Here is a 17601-nt window from a genome sequence, read left to right as displayed (position 1 = left end):
TGCGTAGCGGCAGCACGTCCGGTTGCTTTCATTGCGCGAAAGATGATGCGCTAGAGGATATTCTGCACGCGGGGCGGAGCCATTCCACCGCTGAGCCCATGTCGCCTGGTGCACCGCCGGGAAGGATTCGAGATGACAAACTGGACCAATCCGACCGGAAGCACCACGGTGACCGCCGATGACCTGGCTTGGCGGCTGGCCGACCTGCTGCCGGCCGCGTTGCCTGACATGGACCGGCACGCGATCTACGTCGCGCTGGGGTGTCGGCACTTCCGTTCCGCGATCGCCCTATCTCTGCGTGCATTGATCGAGCAGCGCCTCCGGTTGTCCGACGTTGTGATCGACGATCTGCGCACATGGTTGGCCGCGCTGCACGAGGATCGCGAACGCGGTTCCCTCGAGGCGCTGTTGCAGACGGTGATCCACCGCGAAGCCGCGCGCACCATACCCCCGTTGGGACCCGGCCGGCGCCCACAGCTCGGCACGTCACACGTTGGTGCACGCGCGGCGCGGCGCGCCGACCGGTAGTCGGTGATCGCCGCGTACCGCGCGGCACCCCGTTCATCGTCGGGACGCCGAACCCCGGTGGCGGCAGTGCAAAGCCTCGACTTACCTCGCTAAAGGTAATGCCGCACAAACTAGTTCGCGCACAGGTGTCGCGCCGAAGGTAAGCAAGGCCACACCACGGACCGCACAGCATTCATCCCATGTTTGAGACAATCATGCGGTGGACCGATGTTGAGCAGGTATCCCCCGGCGTCCGCATTCGATTGATTGAACCCCATCGACCCGCACTCGATGGCGCAGCAGAGCAAGGAATGACGATGCCCCCGAAAGACGTCGCAGTGGCGACCCCCGGTGCGACCGAGAACCCCTCTGCTGCAAGCACATCAGAGTGTTTCACACGTGAGGTGATGCCCTACGCGTATGCCCTGCTGCGAAAGGCGCGCCAGCTGACGCGCAACGACGCCGATGCCGAGGACTTGACACAGGAGACCCTGCTGCGGGCCTATGCCGGTTTTGGGCAACTGCGCCCCGACAGCAACGTCCGCGCCTGGCTCTATCGCATCCAAACCAACACGTGGATCAGCACCTACCGTGCCCGCAACTGCCGTCCGGCAGAAAGCCTGACCGGGTGCATCACCGATGCTCAGCTGGCACACGACATTGGCTGTGGCGTAGCGGCATCGGCCTCGGCCGAGGTCGCTGCGCTAGAACATCTACCTCACGATCAGATCACAGCCGCGCTGCACCACATCGCCGAAGCGCAGCGTACTGTCGTCTACCTTGCCGACGTAGAAGGCTTGCCCTACAAAATGATTGCCGAGATGACCGGGATGCCACTGGGTACGGTGATGTCGCGAATCCACCGCGGCCGCCGCGCTCTGCGCGGCCTGCTCACCGATTACGCCCACCGCTGCGGCTACCTACATTCGGCAGCGGCCACCGGCGGTGGCGCGGGCACCGCGTCATGACAGGCGGCTTCCCCTGGACGCTGCACTGCGACCCGACGTCCGGCCATCCGCCGCGGCAGCCTCCCCTGTGCGCGAACGGGGCTCGGCTACTTCGCGACCGCCCCGAAGATGTTGCTCATGCGCAGGATCGTCGCAACCGCGTCCTGCGGGTGGACTCCTGGAGTCAGAACTTCTTGCAGAAGCAGGCCACGAAGCGCGGCGATGACGACGGTGGAAATGCTCAGGGCTTCCGTCGAGTCGTGCCCTTCGCTTTCCGCCAGCGCGGCCAGCATTCTCGTCAGGTCGTCGAGCGAGTCGATGAACTCACGAAAGTCCCCTGGGCTGTACGCGGCGAGTCCTACAACGTGAAAGAAGCCGCGGACACGCGACCGTTGCGCTGGGCTGCTGTAGGTCCGCCAGATCGCCATGACGAAGTCGTCAAAGGTGCCCCGCTGGGCGGTCTTCAACAGCGCCTCGTTGTCACGTGACCGCTGCACCGTGAGCATGGCCGCCAGGACGCCCGCGAGTGACCCGAAGTGGTACCGCAGCAAGGCGTGGCTGGTCTCGGCCCGGGTGGCGACCTCGCGCAGCGACATCTCCGGCGAGGGAAGGCCGTCCCCAAAGGCGTCGAGAAGCCGAGTCAGCAGGCGGTCCCGGGCATCGCCTTTACGTTCCGCGCTTGACAGGATCACGCGAACAGTTTATCCATTGGATAAGAGTTTTCCAATGGATAAAAACTGCTGAGGGCGCCGCGCGGCCGGGCCGCCAAGTTGTGAAGGATCTTCGATGAGCTCCATGTGGCAGGGCTGCCTCGCCGACACCGACTATTTCGAGATGCGTTCCAGCGCTGGGCAGGACTACGGCATCTGGGTCACCACCCCTCCGGGCTATGACCCCGCCACGACGCAAGCACCCGTCGTATATGTGCTCGACGGCAACTTCGCGGTGGGCCTGACAGCTCCCCTCATCGTCACCCAGATGGACCCCATGCAACGGATCCAGCCTTATATCCAAGTCAGCGTCGGCTACGCGGGTGAGGAGGCACAGGACTGGGATCGGCTGCGCAACAGAGACTTCGTGCCACCCGGCGAGCCCATCGCCAAGGAACTCGTCGATGCCGTCGAGATGGGATTGGAGGCGGGCGTGAGGACACGCGAGGAAGCCGACGCCTATCTCGCCGAGTTGAGCGATACCCACGCCGACGAATTTCTGAATTTTCTTACCGTGGAACTACATCCGCGGATCGAACACGACTTCGGCACGGCCGCCGGCGGTCACGGCCTCTTCGGCTACTCCTACGGCGGACTTTTCAGCCTCTACACCTGGCTCACCGGCACCACCCTCTTCGAGAGCATCGGAGCGGGTAGTCCCGGCGTCATCGCCGAGGACAGTCTGATCTTCGCCCAGCTTGACGAGTTGGGCGACAGCCGACATGCCACCAAACTTCACGTGACCTTCAACGACCGCGAGCTCCTCGGAGACCTGGCGGTCTACCAGAGCCTCGCGCAGAACACGGCTACCGTCCTTCACCGACTCACCTCACGCGGCGAAGCGGTCACCAGCGAGCTCCTGCACGAAACGCACGTCACCGGTCTTCAGGCCTCGTTCCTCAGCTACCTCAGGACTTGCCGTCCGCTCTGAGCGCGAACGTCGCCGCCCTTGCCGGCCACGGGTCCGTCACCCCAGTCGCCGGGTGCGCCACCGCGACAGATCCGCGTCGAGCACCTCAGGATCGCGTTCGGGAAACACCTCTCCAGTGATCTCCAGGTGCCGGATACGGCCGAGGTGAAATCCACGGATGCCCTCACGCAGCCGACACCATCCCACGAACATCCACGAATCACCTCCGTGCAGCAGACCCATCGCCTCCACGTCACGGGTGGTGTGGGTCTCGCCGTCGTCTGAGGTGTAGTCCAGCCGTATGACCCGGCGCGCGGCGATCGCCTCGGGAATCAGAGGGATGGCCGCTTCGGACGGCGGGTGGGCGTCGATGACGAACATCGACGCCAACGCCTCGTCGACTGGCGCGAGCTGATCCTCGCGGCTGATCGCGAGGATCTTGGCCCGAGCCCGACGCGCCGCCGAACCATATGGCGAGTTCTCCAGCAAACCAAGCCCCGCGAGCACCGCCAGCGACTCCGCTACCGAGAGATTCAGCGGCGGCAGGGAGTGTTCCCGCAGGATCGAATACCCGCCCGTCATCCCATAGTCGGCGTAGATCGGGACCCCCGCGAGCTGCAGCGACTGGATGTCACGCTCGATCGTCCGCTTGGACACCTCGAACTCCTCGGAGAGCCGAGCGGCCGACAACGGCCGGCGTGATCCCCGCAGCAGATCGACCAGCGCGTACAACCGCTCGGCTCTCCTCATGAAGGTGAGTCTCCCCCGGTCTCAGGTGAGGTGTGCGCGCGTCCCGGTCACCGACCACACCTCGCGGATCAGTCCATCCTCGGTGAAGTCGAAGATATCGATCCCGCCCGCAGCGTGGTCCCCGTCTCGCACGTTCCACAGCATCCGCCCGTGTGGGCCGTCCACGGCTCGCGCGACCTCAGTGAACACCACGTCCGGATGCTGCTCGCGATACCGATCCAGGAACCGAGCGAAACTCTGCGCGCCCAGCACGTCATCACCGGGGTTGGATCCGTCGGCCTCCGAGATCAAGAAGTGAATCCGGAAGTCCGCACTGCAGATCCGAACAGCGATCTCACTGTTCGTGTTCCACATCTCCAACCACACCGCGAGCGCCGCGTCCGCAGCCACCGAGTTTGTCTCCGCCATGTTCGTGTTCTTGTTCATGACACCAGCATCTGAGGATGCCGCGACAACGGTGTGTCGGTGTTCCCGCGCTGTGTCGACGGGCACGACGCGTCGCGTCTTGCGACCACGAGGGTCCACGAAGTTCTAGTCTCTCTCGATGCCGGAAATGAGCCCCTTCCCAGACTTCGATGCCGAGTTCGACTTCATCATCGTGGGAGCGGGTAGCGCGGGCTGCCTGCTCGCCAACCGACTCAGCGCCAACCCGGATCACCGTGTGCTCTTGGTCGAGGCAGGCGGCCAAGACAACTGGTTCTGGATCAAGGTGCCGGTGGGCTACCTGTATACGATTGCCAATCCCCGCACCGACTGGTGCTTCACGACCGAGGCTGACCCAGGTCTGGCCGGCCGCAGCATTCACTACGCGCGAGGCCGCGTGATCGGTGGCAGCTCGTCTATCAACGCCATGATCCACATGCGCGGACAGGCCAGCGATTACGACCTATGGGCCCAGGCCACCGGTGACGAGCGATGGCGCTGGGGTGGGCAGGACCGTGCCGGCGAGACTCTGGCGATCTACAAAGAGTTGGAGGACTACTTCGGCGGCGCCGACGAATGGCACGGAGCCGGTGGCGAGATCCCCGTCGAGCGGCCGCGGGTGCGCTGGAAGATCCTGGACGCCTGGCAGGCCGCCGCCGCCCAGGTCGGCATCTCCCCCATCGACGAATTCAACCGCGGCGACAACGCCGGCAGCGCGTACTTCCATGTCAACCAACGGCGTGGCCGTCGCTGGTCGATGGCCGATGCCTTCCTGCACCCCGTCGCCCACCGGCCCAATCTCACCATCTACACCCAGACCCAGGCCTTGAAGCTGCTGATGGACGACCAGGTCCACCAGCACCAGCGTCGCGGCGCCTGGACCACCGCTGCGCACCGCGCCACCGGTGTGCGGCTGCTCAAAGACGGCCAGAGCATCGACGTCCAAGCCCGCCGGGAGGTGATCCTGAGCGCCGGGGCGATCGGGTCGCCGCATCTCATGCAGGCTTCGGGGCTGGGTCCAGCCGGACTGCTCACTCATCATCAGGTACCCGTAGCCGTTGACCTGCCCGGCGTGGGTGAGAACCTCCAGGACCACCTGCAGCTGCGAACGGTCTACCGCGTGCGGGGCGCCCGGACAGTCAACACGCTGTACCGCAACTGGATCACCCGGGCCGGCATGGGACTTCAGTACCTGGTGATGCGTTCGGGTCCCATGACCATGCCGCCCTCTACGTTGGGCGCATTCGCCAAGAGTGACCCCACACTGGCCAGTCCCGATCTGGAGTGGCACGTGCAGCCGTTGTCGTTGGCCAAGTTCGGCGAACCGCTGCACCGCTTCGCAGCGATCACACCCTCGGTGTGCAATCTGCGCCCCAGCTCGCGTGGCCACGTACGCCTCGCCAGTGCTGACCCGCTGACCTACCCGAAGATCTCCTGCAACTACCTGTCCGCCGAAGCCGATCATCTGGCTGCGGTACGCGGCCTCCGGATGACCAGGAAGATCATGGCAGCACCGGCTTTGGCCCGCTACTGCCCCGACGAGTTGCTGCCCGGCCCCCAACTGGTGAGCGACGACGATCTGCAGCGGGCAGCGGGCGAACTCGGTACGACGATCTTCCATCCGGTAGGCACCTGCACGATGGGCGCCTTCGACCCCCGCGGTATGCCGCGTTCGGCCGGTACGGTGCTCGACACGGACTGTCGCGTCTACCGCGTCGCCGGCCTCAGGGTGGTCGATGCTTCGGCGATGCCCACCATCACTTCCGGGAACACCAACGCGCCGGTCATGCTGATTGCAGAGCGCGCAGCGCGGGCGATCCTGGGATGAGTCGCGACATCATGGACGTTCGGCGCGTCACCCCGTGACCTGCATTCAGACCGTTGTAAGGAACGATCGAGCCATCAGCGTTGGGGCGCGTGCTCTTTCACGAGCACCTCCTCATGGTGCTCACCGGCCCCTGGCACCGCGGACGTGTGGTCGACCCTGCTGAGTTCGAACGCCAGCAGGTCGAGGCGGCCGTCACCGCCCTCAGCGGACTTCGCGCATTCGGATTCGCCACCGTCATCGACTTGAGTCCCTACGGAGACGCCGGCCGCGACCCACGACCTCGTCGGAGCACAGGTCGCCCTCAATCCCGAAACCCAATGAGCAACCCAGCCCGTCTATTGCAAGCTGCCACGCGGCCTTAGCTGACTCGCCACCAGGTGAATTCCCCGTTCGACGGCGGCTTCGCCGGTTCAACGAACTTCTTCCCATTCTCGGCTTACAGACTTCCGGAACAAGTACACGGAAACGGAATTCGTGAACCATTGCCACAGGAGCTTGGGCCACCCCACCTCATGCGCTCTTCTACCGGTATGAAAGATGGTGAGGCCGTTGACGAACCGGGTTCTGCCGATTCGCGACAGCCTCCGAAATAGATCCATGTCCTCCGCGGCGACCAACTTTTCGTCGAATCCGCCAACTTCTCGAAATGCATCTGCGGCGATCATTTGAAACTCGCCGCCGGCCGCGCCAATCCTGAACACGTTATTCTGAAGAAAGAACTGAAGTCCCAACATCATAAAGACGGCGCGATCGGCGATCGTACTGATCTCGGGGGTGACCCGGTACTTGCCCGTGAGGGCCACTAGTTCCGGCCGCGAACGGAATTCGCCGAGCGCCGTTTCGAAAAAGATGTCGACATCGGGAATGACCACATCGGCATCAAGGAAGACAATGTAATCGCCTCGCGCCACTGACGCGCCAATATTCCGCGCCATCGCGATGGTCTGTCTCGTCTGCTCGTCATGGACCACGATCTGGGTGGCGTGGTCCCGACACAATGCAACGGTTTCGTCCCGACTGTTCCCGTCAGAGATGATGATTTCATGGTCACCGGAAAATGGGGTGATCGAGTTCAGCGTATTCATGATGGTCTTCGATTCATTCAACGTTGGAATGATGAACGAGATCATGCCGTCAAACTCCTGTTTCGTGAGCTCACGGGTGTCCGTGGCCGAGCGGGGAAAATTGCGAGGCTTGTGGAAAATCAGGACTCAAGAGGGGCCCGAGATCTCGGTAAACCGCAGCCGCCATTCGTGCGCCGTCAGCATCACCGACCGAGTGGTGGCCGCCGGATTCACGTCATCCGTAACCGGCGCGCCTTCAATCGCTGACGGAGCTGAAGTAGGCCACCTAGGTCCTTATCCGCGTCGAACTGGTCGTCCAATACGTCACTGATGAATCTCCGAGTCCACTCGTCAGACTGTCCATTCGCCTGCCGGCAAAGTCGCGGCGTCACGGATAGGCGATGGTCTGACGGGATCCCGGGGAGGCTACGCAACGTTTCCTCTGGTCTGGCCACCAGACACTCGTACGTGAGGTCTCGGTACGGCACACGACGCTCGGCCAGAAAGCTCTGGATTACGGTGTTTTGATTCTGGATTACTTCCAGCATTCTCAACGTCCGCCGGAATGAATACTTCGCCTGCGCTTTGGAGTCGAACTGATTCGACCATTTTCGACTTTGCATCGCGATCTCGAACGACACCGCTTGGGCTATCTGGTCTTCTCGTCGAAGACGTACATAATGAACGCGAAGGTCACCGAGATATCGCTCAATGCTGGAGAAGTAAGGCAGGTGATTGCCGTGCAAATTTATCCCGAGCCAGCCATTCTTGTGCGTTCGGTGTCGCCGCAGTGCACGAATGTATGCGGCACCGTCGATCGTGCCGTCCCTGTGGCAGTTCCACCGATCGGCCAATAGCGGCATATATTGAAACGGTTGAAAGTACTCATGCGCGGTATAGCCGTGATTCTCGCGTATCAACTCACAAAGCAGTGTGCTTCCGCTACGGGGGGTACTCAACAGAATCATCACGTCCGTCGACTGAGTCTCTTCGGGCTCGTCATATCGCGCGTCCGCGAAGTCCTCGGCTGGGATCATCTTCGCTGCGGCTGCGACTTTGAGACGATGCAGATAGGCGTCAGGTCTCGCCAAGGTGTAAGTCCCTCCAAATGGCATGGCTACGCGCCGTCGTCGGATCGAATTCTGCCCAGTTCGTTTAATTGCTTAATACGAACTGGGCGCTGTATCGATGGTGAAAAGTGGGAGTCAACAAATTGATGAAGCAAGGTGTCGGCGCGCCGGGAGGTTACGCTAACAGCAGAGTGAAACAGCGTCGAGTTCGAACGTGCAACCTATGAATATTGACAGCCGGTAGGACGCGTTAACTCATATGTGCTTAGTCGGGCAGTTTTCCCTCGGCCCCGCCCCTGCGCCGGCGTGGCCGAGACCGTCGGATCCAATGCCCTTGCCACCAAGTCGAATTGGCGGCGTAGGCGTTGCGGTGACCGGTGTATGCGGTGCCGCGCTCGCCCTTCCTGCTGCCCAATACATCGGCCTCTACCCGCGTGAATATGAAGCAAACGAATGCGCACCGTCACCAGTACGCCGAAGACAGCCATTCCATTCCAGGTTCGTGTCAGCGAAGCGGCGAGAACGAGGCCGGGTCGAGCAGCGTCGCTTCGATCTCGACGATGTCATCGAAGTCGAAGCCGCCATACCGGCGGCGAATTCCGGCTGGTCATGATCTGGCCGGTGAGGTCTTCGGGGGCGACGCCCGGTAGGTATCGGACCAGCGCGACGAGACGATTGGCACCGTCGCCCTGCTCAGTCCACGCGCCGTGGATGACGATCCCGAACTATGGGAAGGTCGCCAGGTGCCGGGCCCAATGTACCGTCGCGTACCGCTGCAGAGCTTCCGGCGAACGCAGGGTGTAGCTCCTGAGCTGGAACATCGAAATCGACTTCCCTAGAGTACAATTCGCCTGAGATTCCACAACGGGAAACACAGCTCACCTTCTGCCACCGATGCCGATCACAAGGCCTCCGCCCCAGTAGGGCCAACCCAGGCTGGGAGTGGCCACGGTGCCGGGTGTCGTGACGATCTGTACATTTCCCGGACTCTGACACATGGTCGTCGTTGAACTCACATTCGTACACGAAGGGCTTGCGAGCGCGCCTGCCGGCCACGCCGCACAGACCAGGCCGATGCCGAGCATGAACGACCCGAACAGCCTCCGCAGCTTTCGGCCAACCATGTGACCGATATTCGCGTTCACGAGCATCCCCGTTCGTCGAGTGCAACCATGTGCGGATCCGAAGCTGCCTGCAACCCCATCATTCAGAGCGAAAGCCCCTGACCCTGAACCGCGTAAGCGCTCAGCGTGGCGGCTGAGGGCCCGGTCACCGCGCCCTCGGCGACTGCGCCACCCGCTCGCGCAGTTGCGTCGCGAAAGCCGCTGCCCGGTCGAGGTCGGCTTTGTTGGGCCGGCCCTTGTTGACACCGCCGACCCACCGCAGCGGTCCGACCGTGTCCAGACCGCGGCACGAGAACGAATCAAGCACCTCAAAACCCTTCGAGGTGAGCCGACGATGCACCGCTCGGCGGTAGCCCAGGAGCGGAAGTTCGGGTCCACCGCTGGTGAAGAACGTGAATGCGTGGATGCCGTTGCCGCGCGGCAACCGTCGGATCAACCTCCACAGCCTGGGATGCACCGCCATGAAGTAGATGCCAGACCCGAATCCGACGAGGTCGTAGTCTCGGAGGGTCTCAACGTCAACGGCTTCGGGTTCAAGGACTTCAGCACCGAGTACCTCGGCCATTCGGTCTGCCACCCGCCGAGTGCTGCCGTTCGAGACCGAAACGCAGATGACTAGCGATTTCATCAGCCGCCCTCCCGATAGGTTGCCACGTCGACACCGTGCCGGCGTGCGATATGCCGATGGTGCGCCGACGACCGGGCGTACCGAAAGGGCGTAAGGCACCATGGCCGAAGGGCATTTGGTCACCATTCGACGTGTGGGACTGCCCCGGAGGCACCCCGCATATACGGAGCGGTGCTTGCCGAGCTGTCGGGGCATCTTCTCGAACGCGGCGTCCGGCAGAATGTGAATCGTGCCGACCCCATCTCCCGCAACCACATGGGCAGCCCTTCGAGCGGGTAACGAACGGTTCGTCCTCGGCAAGGCGGCACACCCCGGCCAGAGCAGCGACGATCGTGCGCGGTTGACCCACGCGCAGAAGCCCCATGTGGTGTTATTCGGCTGCGCCGACAGCCGCGTGGCCGCCGAGATCATTCTCGACCAGGGTCTGGGCGATATGTTCGTGGTGCGTACCGCCGGCCATGTCATCGACGCCGCGGTGCTTGGCTCCATCGAATACGCCATCACCGTGCTCGATGTTCCGCTGATCGTCGTACTCGGTCATGACAACTGCGGCGCGGTCAAGGCGGCGCTTTCGGCTATCGAGGACGGCGTGGTGCCCGGCGGGTATGTCCGCGAGATCGTCGACCGAGTGACCCCCTCCATCCTGCCGGGATATCACTCCGGAGTGACGCAGGTCGACGCACTGGGTGCCCGGCACGTCGTCGAAACCGCCACACAACTGCGCATCCGCTCCGTCGTGACCGCCCAGCGGATCTTGGCCGGGACTCTGGCCATCGCCGCCGCCACCTACCATCTCGCAGACGGAAGAATGGTGTTGCGAGCGCACCTGGGCGACATCGGCGAAGACTGATGTCGCGGGTACTCGTCGGCCTTCAGTAACGCCAACCGTGCTGATCTGATGAAGCCAAGTGTCTTGTCGGAAATCCGCCAGCGTTTTCCGCTGTCTCAGAACAACATCGACGAATGCCATCTCCGTCGTTTCTCATCCATCCCATCGCGGGTGCCCACCTCGATCACGTCCGTGAATCCGCTCGCGACGCGTGGGGTACTCCTGTCGAAGAACTGACCGACGTGCCGGACAGCCCGCTTCGCTGTTGCCTGCGCAACTCGCGGCGGGGTGAACGACTGATCCTGTTCGGTTACGCGCCCCCCATACCGGGAGGGCCAAGCCCCTATCAGGAAGTCGGTGCGGTATTCGCCCACGCCGAGCCGTGCGACGGCCCACCGCAGTGGACCACCTATCCCGACGAATGGCTGCACCGTCCGAAGATCCTCCGCGCATACGACTCTCATGGCTGGATCCACCCCGCCACCACCATGCATGACGGCAACGAAGCAGAAACAGCGCTTCGCGAGGTTCTGTCAGCACCCGGGGTTGTCGAGGTACACAGCCGAAACATCACCTATGGCTGCTTCATGTTCGCCGCTTCACTTGCGGGGCTCGACGAGTGAAAACCAGTCCATTCAGCCTCCGGCCGGGCCGTCATATCGCGTCGAGCAGGATGCGGATCGCGATCTCATCAACGGCGACAGCGGTGTTGGCCAGGATGACCACCGCCGCCGCGCGGTTCCGATCGAGAGCCAGCATGCTCGTGAAGCCACCCGTTCTGCCGTTGTGCCAGGTGACGTCCACGCCGCCGATGCGATTGGTGAACCACGCGTAGCCCACCCGGCTCCCGTTATCGGCGTCCCAACGCGGTTCGAGCGCGTCGGGGCCCGGCACTCTGCGGTCGAGCAGGGCTTGTGCGTACCGACACATATCGGCCGGGGTTGAGCGCACTCCCCCGGCGGGCGCGTACGCATTCAACGTCCACGCCTGCTCACTCTTGCCGCCGGCGCTCCACCCCGTCGGTGCGCCAGGCGGCAGGTCGCGAGCAGACAGGGGTGTGCTCGACTGTCTCATCCCGAGGCGTCCGAACAGTTGACGGTCCAACAATTCGGGGTACCCGGTGCCGGCCCGGACCGCGAGCGCCTCGCCCAGTAGCGCGGTACCCAGGTTGGAATACGAAAAAGAGCCTCTCCCAGCGATTCTTGCCGTGCGCGCTTGTGCGAGCAGCGTCGCGGCATCGGCCGTATACGGGTTGCGGTGTCGCAGGACGGCGAGAAGGGCGGCCACCCGATCCCTCGGGCCCGCGGCGATCCGCGGCAGCCCTGACCGGTGACTGGCCAGTTCCTCGAGTGTCACGTCGGCGATGTGATTGCTGCCGAGATCGAGCAGGCTTCCGAGGGTGCTCTCGGCTGTCAGCTCACCGGATTCGACGGCCTCGGCGAAGAGCAACGAGGTCATGGTTTTCGCAAGAGATCCGATTTCGTAGACCGTGTCGGGCCCCGCGCCGAAATGTGCCTCGGTCGACAGGTGGTCCTTGACATGGACGACACTGACGCGATCACGAAGGCCGGCTTCCCGTAGGAGCGGTTCGACCCGCGCGATCACATCGGGGTCGCCGCCGGCCGGCCCGAGTCCTGGTGCCCGCGACGCTGAGGCGCTCATCTCACCTCCGCCAGGTTTCTTACCTCCGCCTCATCGCCACACCAGCCGTCCCCGTGCAAAGGTACTGGCATGACAACGTTCGTCATCGATGCACAGGTGGCTGTCGACCTCGCCGTTGGCGGCGCGACCATTCCACCAGAGCACAGCCTGGCGGCTCCCACGCTACTGCGCTCGCAGGTGCTGGCCCTCGTGTACCACTCGGTGCAGCGCGCCGAGATCGATGAGCGGACCGGCCGAAAGGTTCTCGACGATATCCGGGCAATGCGGATCCGGCTCCTTGGTGACCGATCACTGCAGGACCAGGCCTGGCGCATCGCCGCCACGCTGAACTGGCCGGACACCTACCGAGCCGAGTACATCGCACTGACCCGGTTGCAGGCGGACGCACTGGCCACCGCCGACCCCGAACTCGCGGCCGCGGCACGCGCTTTCGTCACCACCGTGTCCCCTGCCGACATCCTCCAGCCTTAGATGTACTGACCACGGAGCAACCGCACTTGTCCATCGTGCATCGGGCGGCTCACCACGTATGCGCGTATCGCCCACCGTCGGCAAACCCTGCGATCGCATGCTCGATCGCCTCTTTCATCGCGGGGCTGCCGGTGTGCCCGGAGTCCTCGATCACCACCAGCTCTGCCTCCGGCCACGCTTGGGCGACTTCCCACGCGGTGCGCAGCGGCGCGGACAGATCGAGGCGCCCGTGGATGAGGACACCGGGAATGCCGGCCAGCCTGCCGGCATCGCGCAGCAGCTGGCCCTCATCGAGCCAGCCATGGTGGGCGAAGAAGTGGGTGCAGATCCGTACGAAGGCGAGCTTGTCATCATCGGGTCGTGCGCTGTATTGCCCGGGTCTGCCGCGTACCTCGTGAGCGATCGCTGCGTCCTCCCAGGCGCACCATTCGTATGCTGCGCGCTGCCGCACGTCAGGGTCGGCGTGTTCCATCAGTTGGCGGTAGCCTTCGACCAGATTCTCGTCGCGCACATGCGCCGGGACGACGGCGCGGAACCGTTCCCACTCCTGCGGCAGAAATCGGCGCAGACCGCCATAGAGCCAGTCGATTTCACTCGGTCGTGTCATGGTGACACCGATGAGGATGACACCGGCCACCCGCTGCGGGTGGCGCTGGGCGTAGGCCAGGATCAGAGTGGAAGCCCACGATCCGCCGTAGAGCAGCCACCGATCCACACCGAGGTGTTCCCGTAGTTGCTCCATGTCGGCCAGCAGATGACCGGTGGTGTTGACGCTGATATCGGTCGCCGGATCGGCGGCGTGGGGCAAGCTGTCACCGCACCCGCGTTGGTCGTAGGACACGATCTGAAATGCGTTGTGGTCAAACGATCTGTGCGCGGTGCGAGACCTGCCGCCACCCGGACCGCCATGCACAATCAGCACCGTACGCCCGAGGACGTTTCCCCGAGCCTCCCAGAAAATCTGGTTCCCGTCGCCGACATCGAGCCACCCCTGACGGACCACTGCGCCGGATGCCTGATCCCCCATCAGTGGAGCAGAGCTCAGCGCCCGTGGCCACCACCACCGCCACCGGCGTGGCCGGCCCCAGCGTTGTACCCGGGTGACGCGACTTCGGCCTCGGTCAGCTGGTACGGAGGATCGAACAGACTGGGATTGTTCAGCGACGACACCACGTCACCGACGTTGCCTTGCGGGAGCCCGAGCGCAGAAGAGCTGTTGTCCGTCGGGGGAACGCAGGTGCCGTCCATCGCCACTTCACCGTCGGAACACGTCAGATCATCGGCATGCGCGACTGCGATCGGCAGGCCGATCACTGCGAGCGCTACTGACAACGCCGCAGCCGCCGCAGACCGCCGAAGGTTTGGTGAGATCGCTGCGCACATGGCACACCCGCTTTCTGGTCCTATAATCCACCGCCTAGATTATCCCCACCAGCTCCGATTCGGCGGCGACTTGAACTCAATTCCGTGCCAGCCACCGGCGCCTCTCCCCGCCGCGCCACTCGAGATCGCACCCGTACAATTAATACTGTTGTTGCACAGTAGTTTTCGTATAAAGCCTCGCTACCGTACCGAGAGGATCACCATGGTCGCCATTCCCGAGGGTTACGAGTCACTTCTGGAACGTCCACTGTACGGACACCTCGCCACCGTTCGTCCCGACGGCGCGCCCCAGGTCAACGCGATGTGGTTCAGTTGGGACGGCGAACTGTTGCGTTTCACCCACACCACCAAACGGCAGAAATATCGCAACATCACCGCCAATCCCGCGGTGGCGATGTCGATCATCGACCCCGACAACCCCTACCGTTACCTCGAGGTTCGTGGCGTCGTCGAAGAGATCGTGCCCGACCCGACCGGTTATTTCTACCTCGAACTCAACGACCGGTATGACGGGCCGTTGACCGAACCGCCAGCCGACAAGGCCGACCGCGTGATCCTGGTGGTGCGCCCGACCGCCTTCAGCAAGCAGTAGACGACCATGCTGGTGGCATTCAGTGTCAGTCCGGCGGGCGGCGACGAGGACGGCAGTGTCGGCGCGGCCGTCGCCGAAGCGGTCAGGGTGGTCCGGGCCTCGGGCCTACCCAACGAGACCAACGCCATGTTCACCAACCTCGAAGGTGAATGGGACGAGGTGATGGCGGTGGTCAAGCAAGCCGTAGATGCCGTCGCGGTGGCCTCCCCCAGGGTGAGTCTGGTGTTGAAAGCGGACATCCGGCCCGGTCACGTGGGCCAGCTCACGGCAAAAGTACAACGCATCGAGGATGCCCTGCGCGAGTGAGCACATGACACAACCGGGATACGACGCACTTGCCGCACGCTATGCGGCAATGTTTCCCGGCCCCTATCAGGCACCGATCGAGCAACACGCGGTGGCGGCCTTTGTGGACGATATTCGCACCGCGGGCGTCGTCATCGACGTGGGATGCGGGATCGGACATGTCACCGACGACCTCACGCGGCGCGGCCTCGACGTGATCGGGTGCGATCCCAGCCCCGCGATGCTGGACATCGCCCGCCGGACCTACCCTCATCTCAGATTCGTCGAGGACGACGCGGCCATCACCCGGGTGCAGGGACCTGTCGCGGCGATCATCGCTCGGTTCAGTCTGATCCACATTCCCCCCGATCTGCTGCCCGGGATCCTACGGCTGTGGGCCCGCCGACTCAGTCCCGGCGCACCCGTGCTGATCGCATCCCAGTCTTCCGACATACCCGGTCCGGCAACATCTTTCGACCATGCCGTGGCCCCGGCGTGGCGCTGGCATCCAGCTGAACTCAGCGGCGTGCTCACCGAGGGGGGTTTCGACGAACAGTGGCGGATGGTCAGTCGACCCGACGGTGTGCACCGCTTCCCGGAAGTTCACCTGCTTGCCCGCCGCAATGGGGGCTAGCGGTACCGCTGCAGGTCACGCCAGCGTCATTGTTCCCCACGGCATGGGCCGACATGCTTGTCGGCATCCCCCGGCCACACCGGCCGACGGGGCGACGACAGGAGCGGTCAATGGGTAACGCGGTTCGCGACGATCTGGTTCTTTCACATGCAGTGGTCACTGCCGAGGTGGAGGCGCGCTTCGATCGTGTCGATATTGCGCAATGGCTGAAAACCCTTCCCACACATGAGTATCAGCGTTGCGCGCCTGGTGATCACAAGGCTGCGGGCTACACCGTCGATGACGACGGTACGCCGATGTCGATCAACGTCGAAATGATCGGGACCGGCCTGGTGATCCAGCAATACCGTTTCGAGGTGGCCGAGGCGCACTATTGCAAGATGGTGTCGCTGTCGGACATTCTCACCCCGGCGGGATGGACGACGACGCAGGTCATCTGGGAGCTCCGGATGGAGCAGATCGACGGCGACCGCTGCCGCTACACCAACACGGTGACCTCGCATCCCACCGAGGATTTCTTGACGTTCATCGCCGAGAACGGGCAGACATTCGACGAGGCGGCACAAGCCCGGCAAGAGGCCTCGGGCAGGCATTGCCGGGTCGAGACACCGTTGTACGCCGAGAGCATCGCACGACGGGCCGCCACACGATGAGCTCCGCCATCGTCTTCGACCAGCCCGGCCCGCCCGCTGTCCTGCGGTGGCGCGATGTGCAGCCCTTGCTTCCGCGCCCCCACGAAGTGGCGATCGGTGTCGAGGCGGCGGGGGTCAACAACGCCGACCTCATGCAGCGCCGTGGGCACTATCCCGTCCCGGCATGGGCGCCGCGCCCGCTGGGGCTGGAATGCGCCGGCACGATCACCGCCGTCGGAACCGACGTCGCCAGGTGGTCGGTCGGAGATCGCGTGTGCGCGCTCCTGGACGGCGGCGGTTACGCGGACGAGGTCGCGGTCCCGGCCACTCAGGTCATGCCGATCCCGCGCGGTCTGACCGTGGTGCAAGCCGCGGCCGTGCCCGAAGTCGCCGCCACCGTCTACTCCAACCTCGCGATGACCGCAGGACTCGCCGAAGGCCAGACCGTGTTGATCCACGGAGCAGGCGGCGGTATCGGCACCTTCGCCATCCAATGGGCCACCGCGATCGGGGCACACGTCATCACGACTGCCGGCACCGATGCCAAGGTGCGTATCGGTCTGGAGCTCGGCGCACATACGGCGATCAACTACCGCGACCACGACTTCGTATCCGCCACTCTGGAAGCGACCAAGGGCCGCGGGGTCGACGCGATCCTCGACGTGGTGGGTTCGGACTACCTCACCCGCAATCTCGAATGTCTGGCCGCGGACGGGCATCTGGTGATCATCGGCGGCTCGACCACACCGACGCCGCTGGACATCGGACTGCTGATGTCCAAACGTGCCAGTGTCACCGCCACCATGCTGCGAGCTCGCCCGATTCATCAGAAGGCCGACATCATCGCCGGGGTGACCCGCGATGTCCTCCCCCTGTTCGAGAGCGGCGCCGTCCGGGTGGTCGTCGACACCGTCGTTCCCATGGCCGAGGCAGCGCGGGCGCACCAACTCCTCGAGTCCAAGCAGACGGTGGGCAAGGTCATCCTCGACAACCGGGGCCGTCGAGAGCTGTGAGCGGGCGGCAAGCAGGTCCCGTCGGCGGTTCCGCGCCGGCGCACGCGAGCTCGGGATGAATCCCCGCCGCGGAGGGCGATCAATGCAGAGGACAGGTCATTACCACCGTGCCTTCGGGTACAGCCCTCAGGAGAACAGC

General features: G+C 63.9%; 22 protein-coding genes. 13 read left to right on the top strand and 9 right to left on the bottom strand.

Features of this window, described 5'->3' with window-relative positions; genetic code table 11:
- The first annotated feature begins 132 nt into the window (after nt 1-132).
- Both QN239_RS17425 and QN239_RS17420 read left to right on the top strand, forming a co-directional pair.
- On the top strand, nt 133-528 hold the full coding sequence (locus tag QN239_RS17425) for a hypothetical protein (protein ID WP_499012262.1): 396 nt from the start codon (nt 133-135) through the stop codon (nt 526-528).
- 179 nt (nt 529-707) lie between these two features.
- On the top strand, nt 708-1475 hold the full coding sequence (locus QN239_RS17420; protein WP_499012261.1) for a sigma-70 family RNA polymerase sigma factor: 768 nt from the start codon (nt 708-710) through the stop codon (nt 1473-1475).
- Nucleotides 1476-1561: 86 nt separating this feature from the next.
- On the opposite strand, the gene QN239_RS17415 is transcribed toward QN239_RS17420, so the two are convergent.
- Nucleotides 1562-2146, bottom strand: a complete 585-nt coding sequence (locus tag QN239_RS17415; RefSeq protein ID WP_499012259.1) for a TetR/AcrR family transcriptional regulator — start codon at nt 2144-2146, stop codon at nt 1562-1564.
- Nucleotides 2147-2240: 94 nt separating this feature from the next.
- On the opposite strand from QN239_RS17415, the gene QN239_RS17410 reads away from it, so the two are divergent.
- Nucleotides 2241-3095 carry an alpha/beta hydrolase gene (locus QN239_RS17410; protein WP_499012257.1) on the top strand — a complete coding sequence of 285 codons (855 nt, stop codon included), beginning with the start codon at nt 2241-2243 and terminating at the stop codon, nt 3093-3095.
- A gap of 36 nt (nt 3096-3131) precedes the next feature.
- Here QN239_RS17410 and QN239_RS17405 read toward each other — a convergent pair whose 3' ends face one another.
- Nucleotides 3132-3824, bottom strand: coding sequence for a helix-turn-helix transcriptional regulator (locus QN239_RS17405; protein WP_499012256.1), 693 nt, complete (start codon nt 3822-3824; stop codon nt 3132-3134).
- A 21-nt stretch (nt 3825-3845) separates the two neighbouring features.
- Nucleotides 3846-4250, bottom strand: a complete 405-nt coding sequence (locus QN239_RS17400) for a nuclear transport factor 2 family protein (RefSeq protein ID WP_499012254.1) — start codon at nt 4248-4250, stop codon at nt 3846-3848.
- Between the two features lie 127 nt (nt 4251-4377).
- Here QN239_RS17400 and QN239_RS17395 point away from each other — a divergent pair, with 127 nt between their 5' ends.
- Both QN239_RS17395 and QN239_RS17390 read left to right on the top strand, forming a co-directional pair.
- Nucleotides 4378-6075 carry a GMC family oxidoreductase gene (locus tag QN239_RS17395; RefSeq protein WP_499012252.1) on the top strand — a complete coding sequence of 566 codons (1698 nt, stop codon included), beginning with the start codon at nt 4378-4380 and terminating at the stop codon, nt 6073-6075.
- 65 nt (nt 6076-6140) lie between these two features.
- Nucleotides 6141-6437 (top strand): amidohydrolase family protein, encoded by a 297-nt coding sequence (locus tag QN239_RS17390; protein ID WP_499016839.1) that lies wholly within the window; start codon nt 6141-6143, stop codon nt 6435-6437.
- A gap of 48 nt (nt 6438-6485) precedes the next feature.
- Here QN239_RS17390 and QN239_RS17385 read toward each other — a convergent pair whose 3' ends face one another.
- The 3 genes from QN239_RS17385 to QN239_RS17375 all read right to left on the bottom strand — a co-directional run bounded on the left by QN239_RS17385 (nt 6486) and on the right by QN239_RS17375 (nt 9961).
- The gene (locus QN239_RS17385; protein ID WP_499012250.1) at nt 6486-7205 is read right to left on the bottom strand and encodes a glycosyltransferase; all 720 of its coding nucleotides are present in this window, start codon (nt 7203-7205) and stop codon (nt 6486-6488) included.
- Nucleotides 7206-7369: 164 nt separating this feature from the next.
- Entirely contained in the window at nt 7370-8230 is an 861-nt protein-coding gene (locus QN239_RS17380) for a Stf0 family sulfotransferase (RefSeq protein WP_499012248.1), read from the bottom strand.
- 1248 nt (nt 8231-9478) lie between these two features.
- Complete coding sequence (locus tag QN239_RS17375) at nt 9479-9961, bottom strand: flavodoxin family protein (RefSeq protein WP_499012246.1); 483 nt, start codon at nt 9959-9961, stop codon at nt 9479-9481.
- A 229-nt stretch (nt 9962-10190) separates the two neighbouring features.
- Between QN239_RS17375 and QN239_RS17370 the strand changes: the two genes are divergently transcribed.
- Both QN239_RS17370 and QN239_RS17365 read left to right on the top strand, forming a co-directional pair.
- Nucleotides 10191-10811 (top strand): carbonic anhydrase, encoded by a 621-nt coding sequence (locus tag QN239_RS17370; RefSeq protein WP_499012244.1) that lies wholly within the window; start codon nt 10191-10193, stop codon nt 10809-10811.
- 113 nt (nt 10812-10924) lie between these two features.
- A complete protein-coding gene (locus QN239_RS17365) occupies nt 10925-11413 on the top strand; it encodes a DUF1203 domain-containing protein (RefSeq protein WP_499012243.1) in 489 nt (162 codons plus the stop codon).
- A 31-nt stretch (nt 11414-11444) separates the two neighbouring features.
- On the opposite strand, the gene QN239_RS17360 is transcribed toward QN239_RS17365, so the two are convergent.
- Nucleotides 11445-12452, bottom strand: a complete 1008-nt coding sequence (locus QN239_RS17360) for a serine hydrolase domain-containing protein (protein ID WP_499012240.1) — start codon at nt 12450-12452, stop codon at nt 11445-11447.
- A gap of 69 nt (nt 12453-12521) precedes the next feature.
- Between QN239_RS17360 and QN239_RS17355 the strand changes: the two genes are divergently transcribed.
- Nucleotides 12522-12923, top strand: a complete 402-nt coding sequence (locus QN239_RS17355) for a type II toxin-antitoxin system VapC family toxin (RefSeq protein ID WP_499012238.1) — start codon at nt 12522-12524, stop codon at nt 12921-12923.
- A gap of 49 nt (nt 12924-12972) precedes the next feature.
- Here the strand turns inward: QN239_RS17355 and pip are convergent, their stop codons facing one another.
- Nucleotides 12973-13950, bottom strand: a complete 978-nt coding sequence (pip, locus tag QN239_RS17350) for a prolyl aminopeptidase (RefSeq protein ID WP_499012236.1) — start codon at nt 13948-13950, stop codon at nt 12973-12975.
- A gap of 14 nt (nt 13951-13964) precedes the next feature.
- Nucleotides 13965-14255: a hypothetical protein gene (locus tag QN239_RS17345; RefSeq protein ID WP_499012234.1), complete on the bottom strand. Its 291-nt coding sequence runs from the start codon at nt 14253-14255 to the stop codon at nt 13965-13967.
- Between the two features lie 253 nt (nt 14256-14508).
- Between QN239_RS17345 and QN239_RS17340 the strand changes: the two genes are divergently transcribed.
- The 5 genes from QN239_RS17340 (at nt 14509) to QN239_RS17320 (ending at nt 17462) form a co-directional block, all read left to right on the top strand.
- Nucleotides 14509-14898 (top strand): PPOX class F420-dependent oxidoreductase, encoded by a 390-nt coding sequence (locus QN239_RS17340; protein WP_499012232.1) that lies wholly within the window; start codon nt 14509-14511, stop codon nt 14896-14898.
- Nucleotides 14899-14904: 6 nt separating this feature from the next.
- On the top strand, nt 14905-15204 hold the full coding sequence (locus tag QN239_RS17335) for a thiamine-binding protein (RefSeq protein WP_499012230.1): 300 nt from the start codon (nt 14905-14907) through the stop codon (nt 15202-15204).
- Between the two features lie 4 nt (nt 15205-15208).
- Nucleotides 15209-15817, top strand: a complete 609-nt coding sequence (locus tag QN239_RS17330; RefSeq protein WP_499012227.1) for a class I SAM-dependent methyltransferase — start codon at nt 15209-15211, stop codon at nt 15815-15817.
- A 110-nt stretch (nt 15818-15927) separates the two neighbouring features.
- On the top strand, nt 15928-16470 hold the full coding sequence (locus tag QN239_RS17325; RefSeq protein WP_499012225.1) for a hypothetical protein: 543 nt from the start codon (nt 15928-15930) through the stop codon (nt 16468-16470).
- Entirely contained in the window at nt 16467-17462 is a 996-nt protein-coding gene (locus QN239_RS17320; RefSeq protein ID WP_499012222.1) for an NAD(P)H-quinone oxidoreductase, read from the top strand. The genes QN239_RS17325 and QN239_RS17320 overlap by 4 nt, the downstream gene beginning before the upstream one ends.
- Nucleotides 17463-17601: the final 139 nt, after the last annotated feature.

Origin of the sequence: Mycolicibacterium sp. Y3, from assembly GCF_051188035.1 — a bacterium.
GTDB lineage: Bacteria > Actinomycetota > Actinomycetes > Mycobacteriales > Mycobacteriaceae > Mycobacterium > Mycobacterium fluoranthenivorans.
Note: the sequence above shows the minus strand (reverse complement) of the source record. Positions and strands in the feature narration are given on the sequence as shown.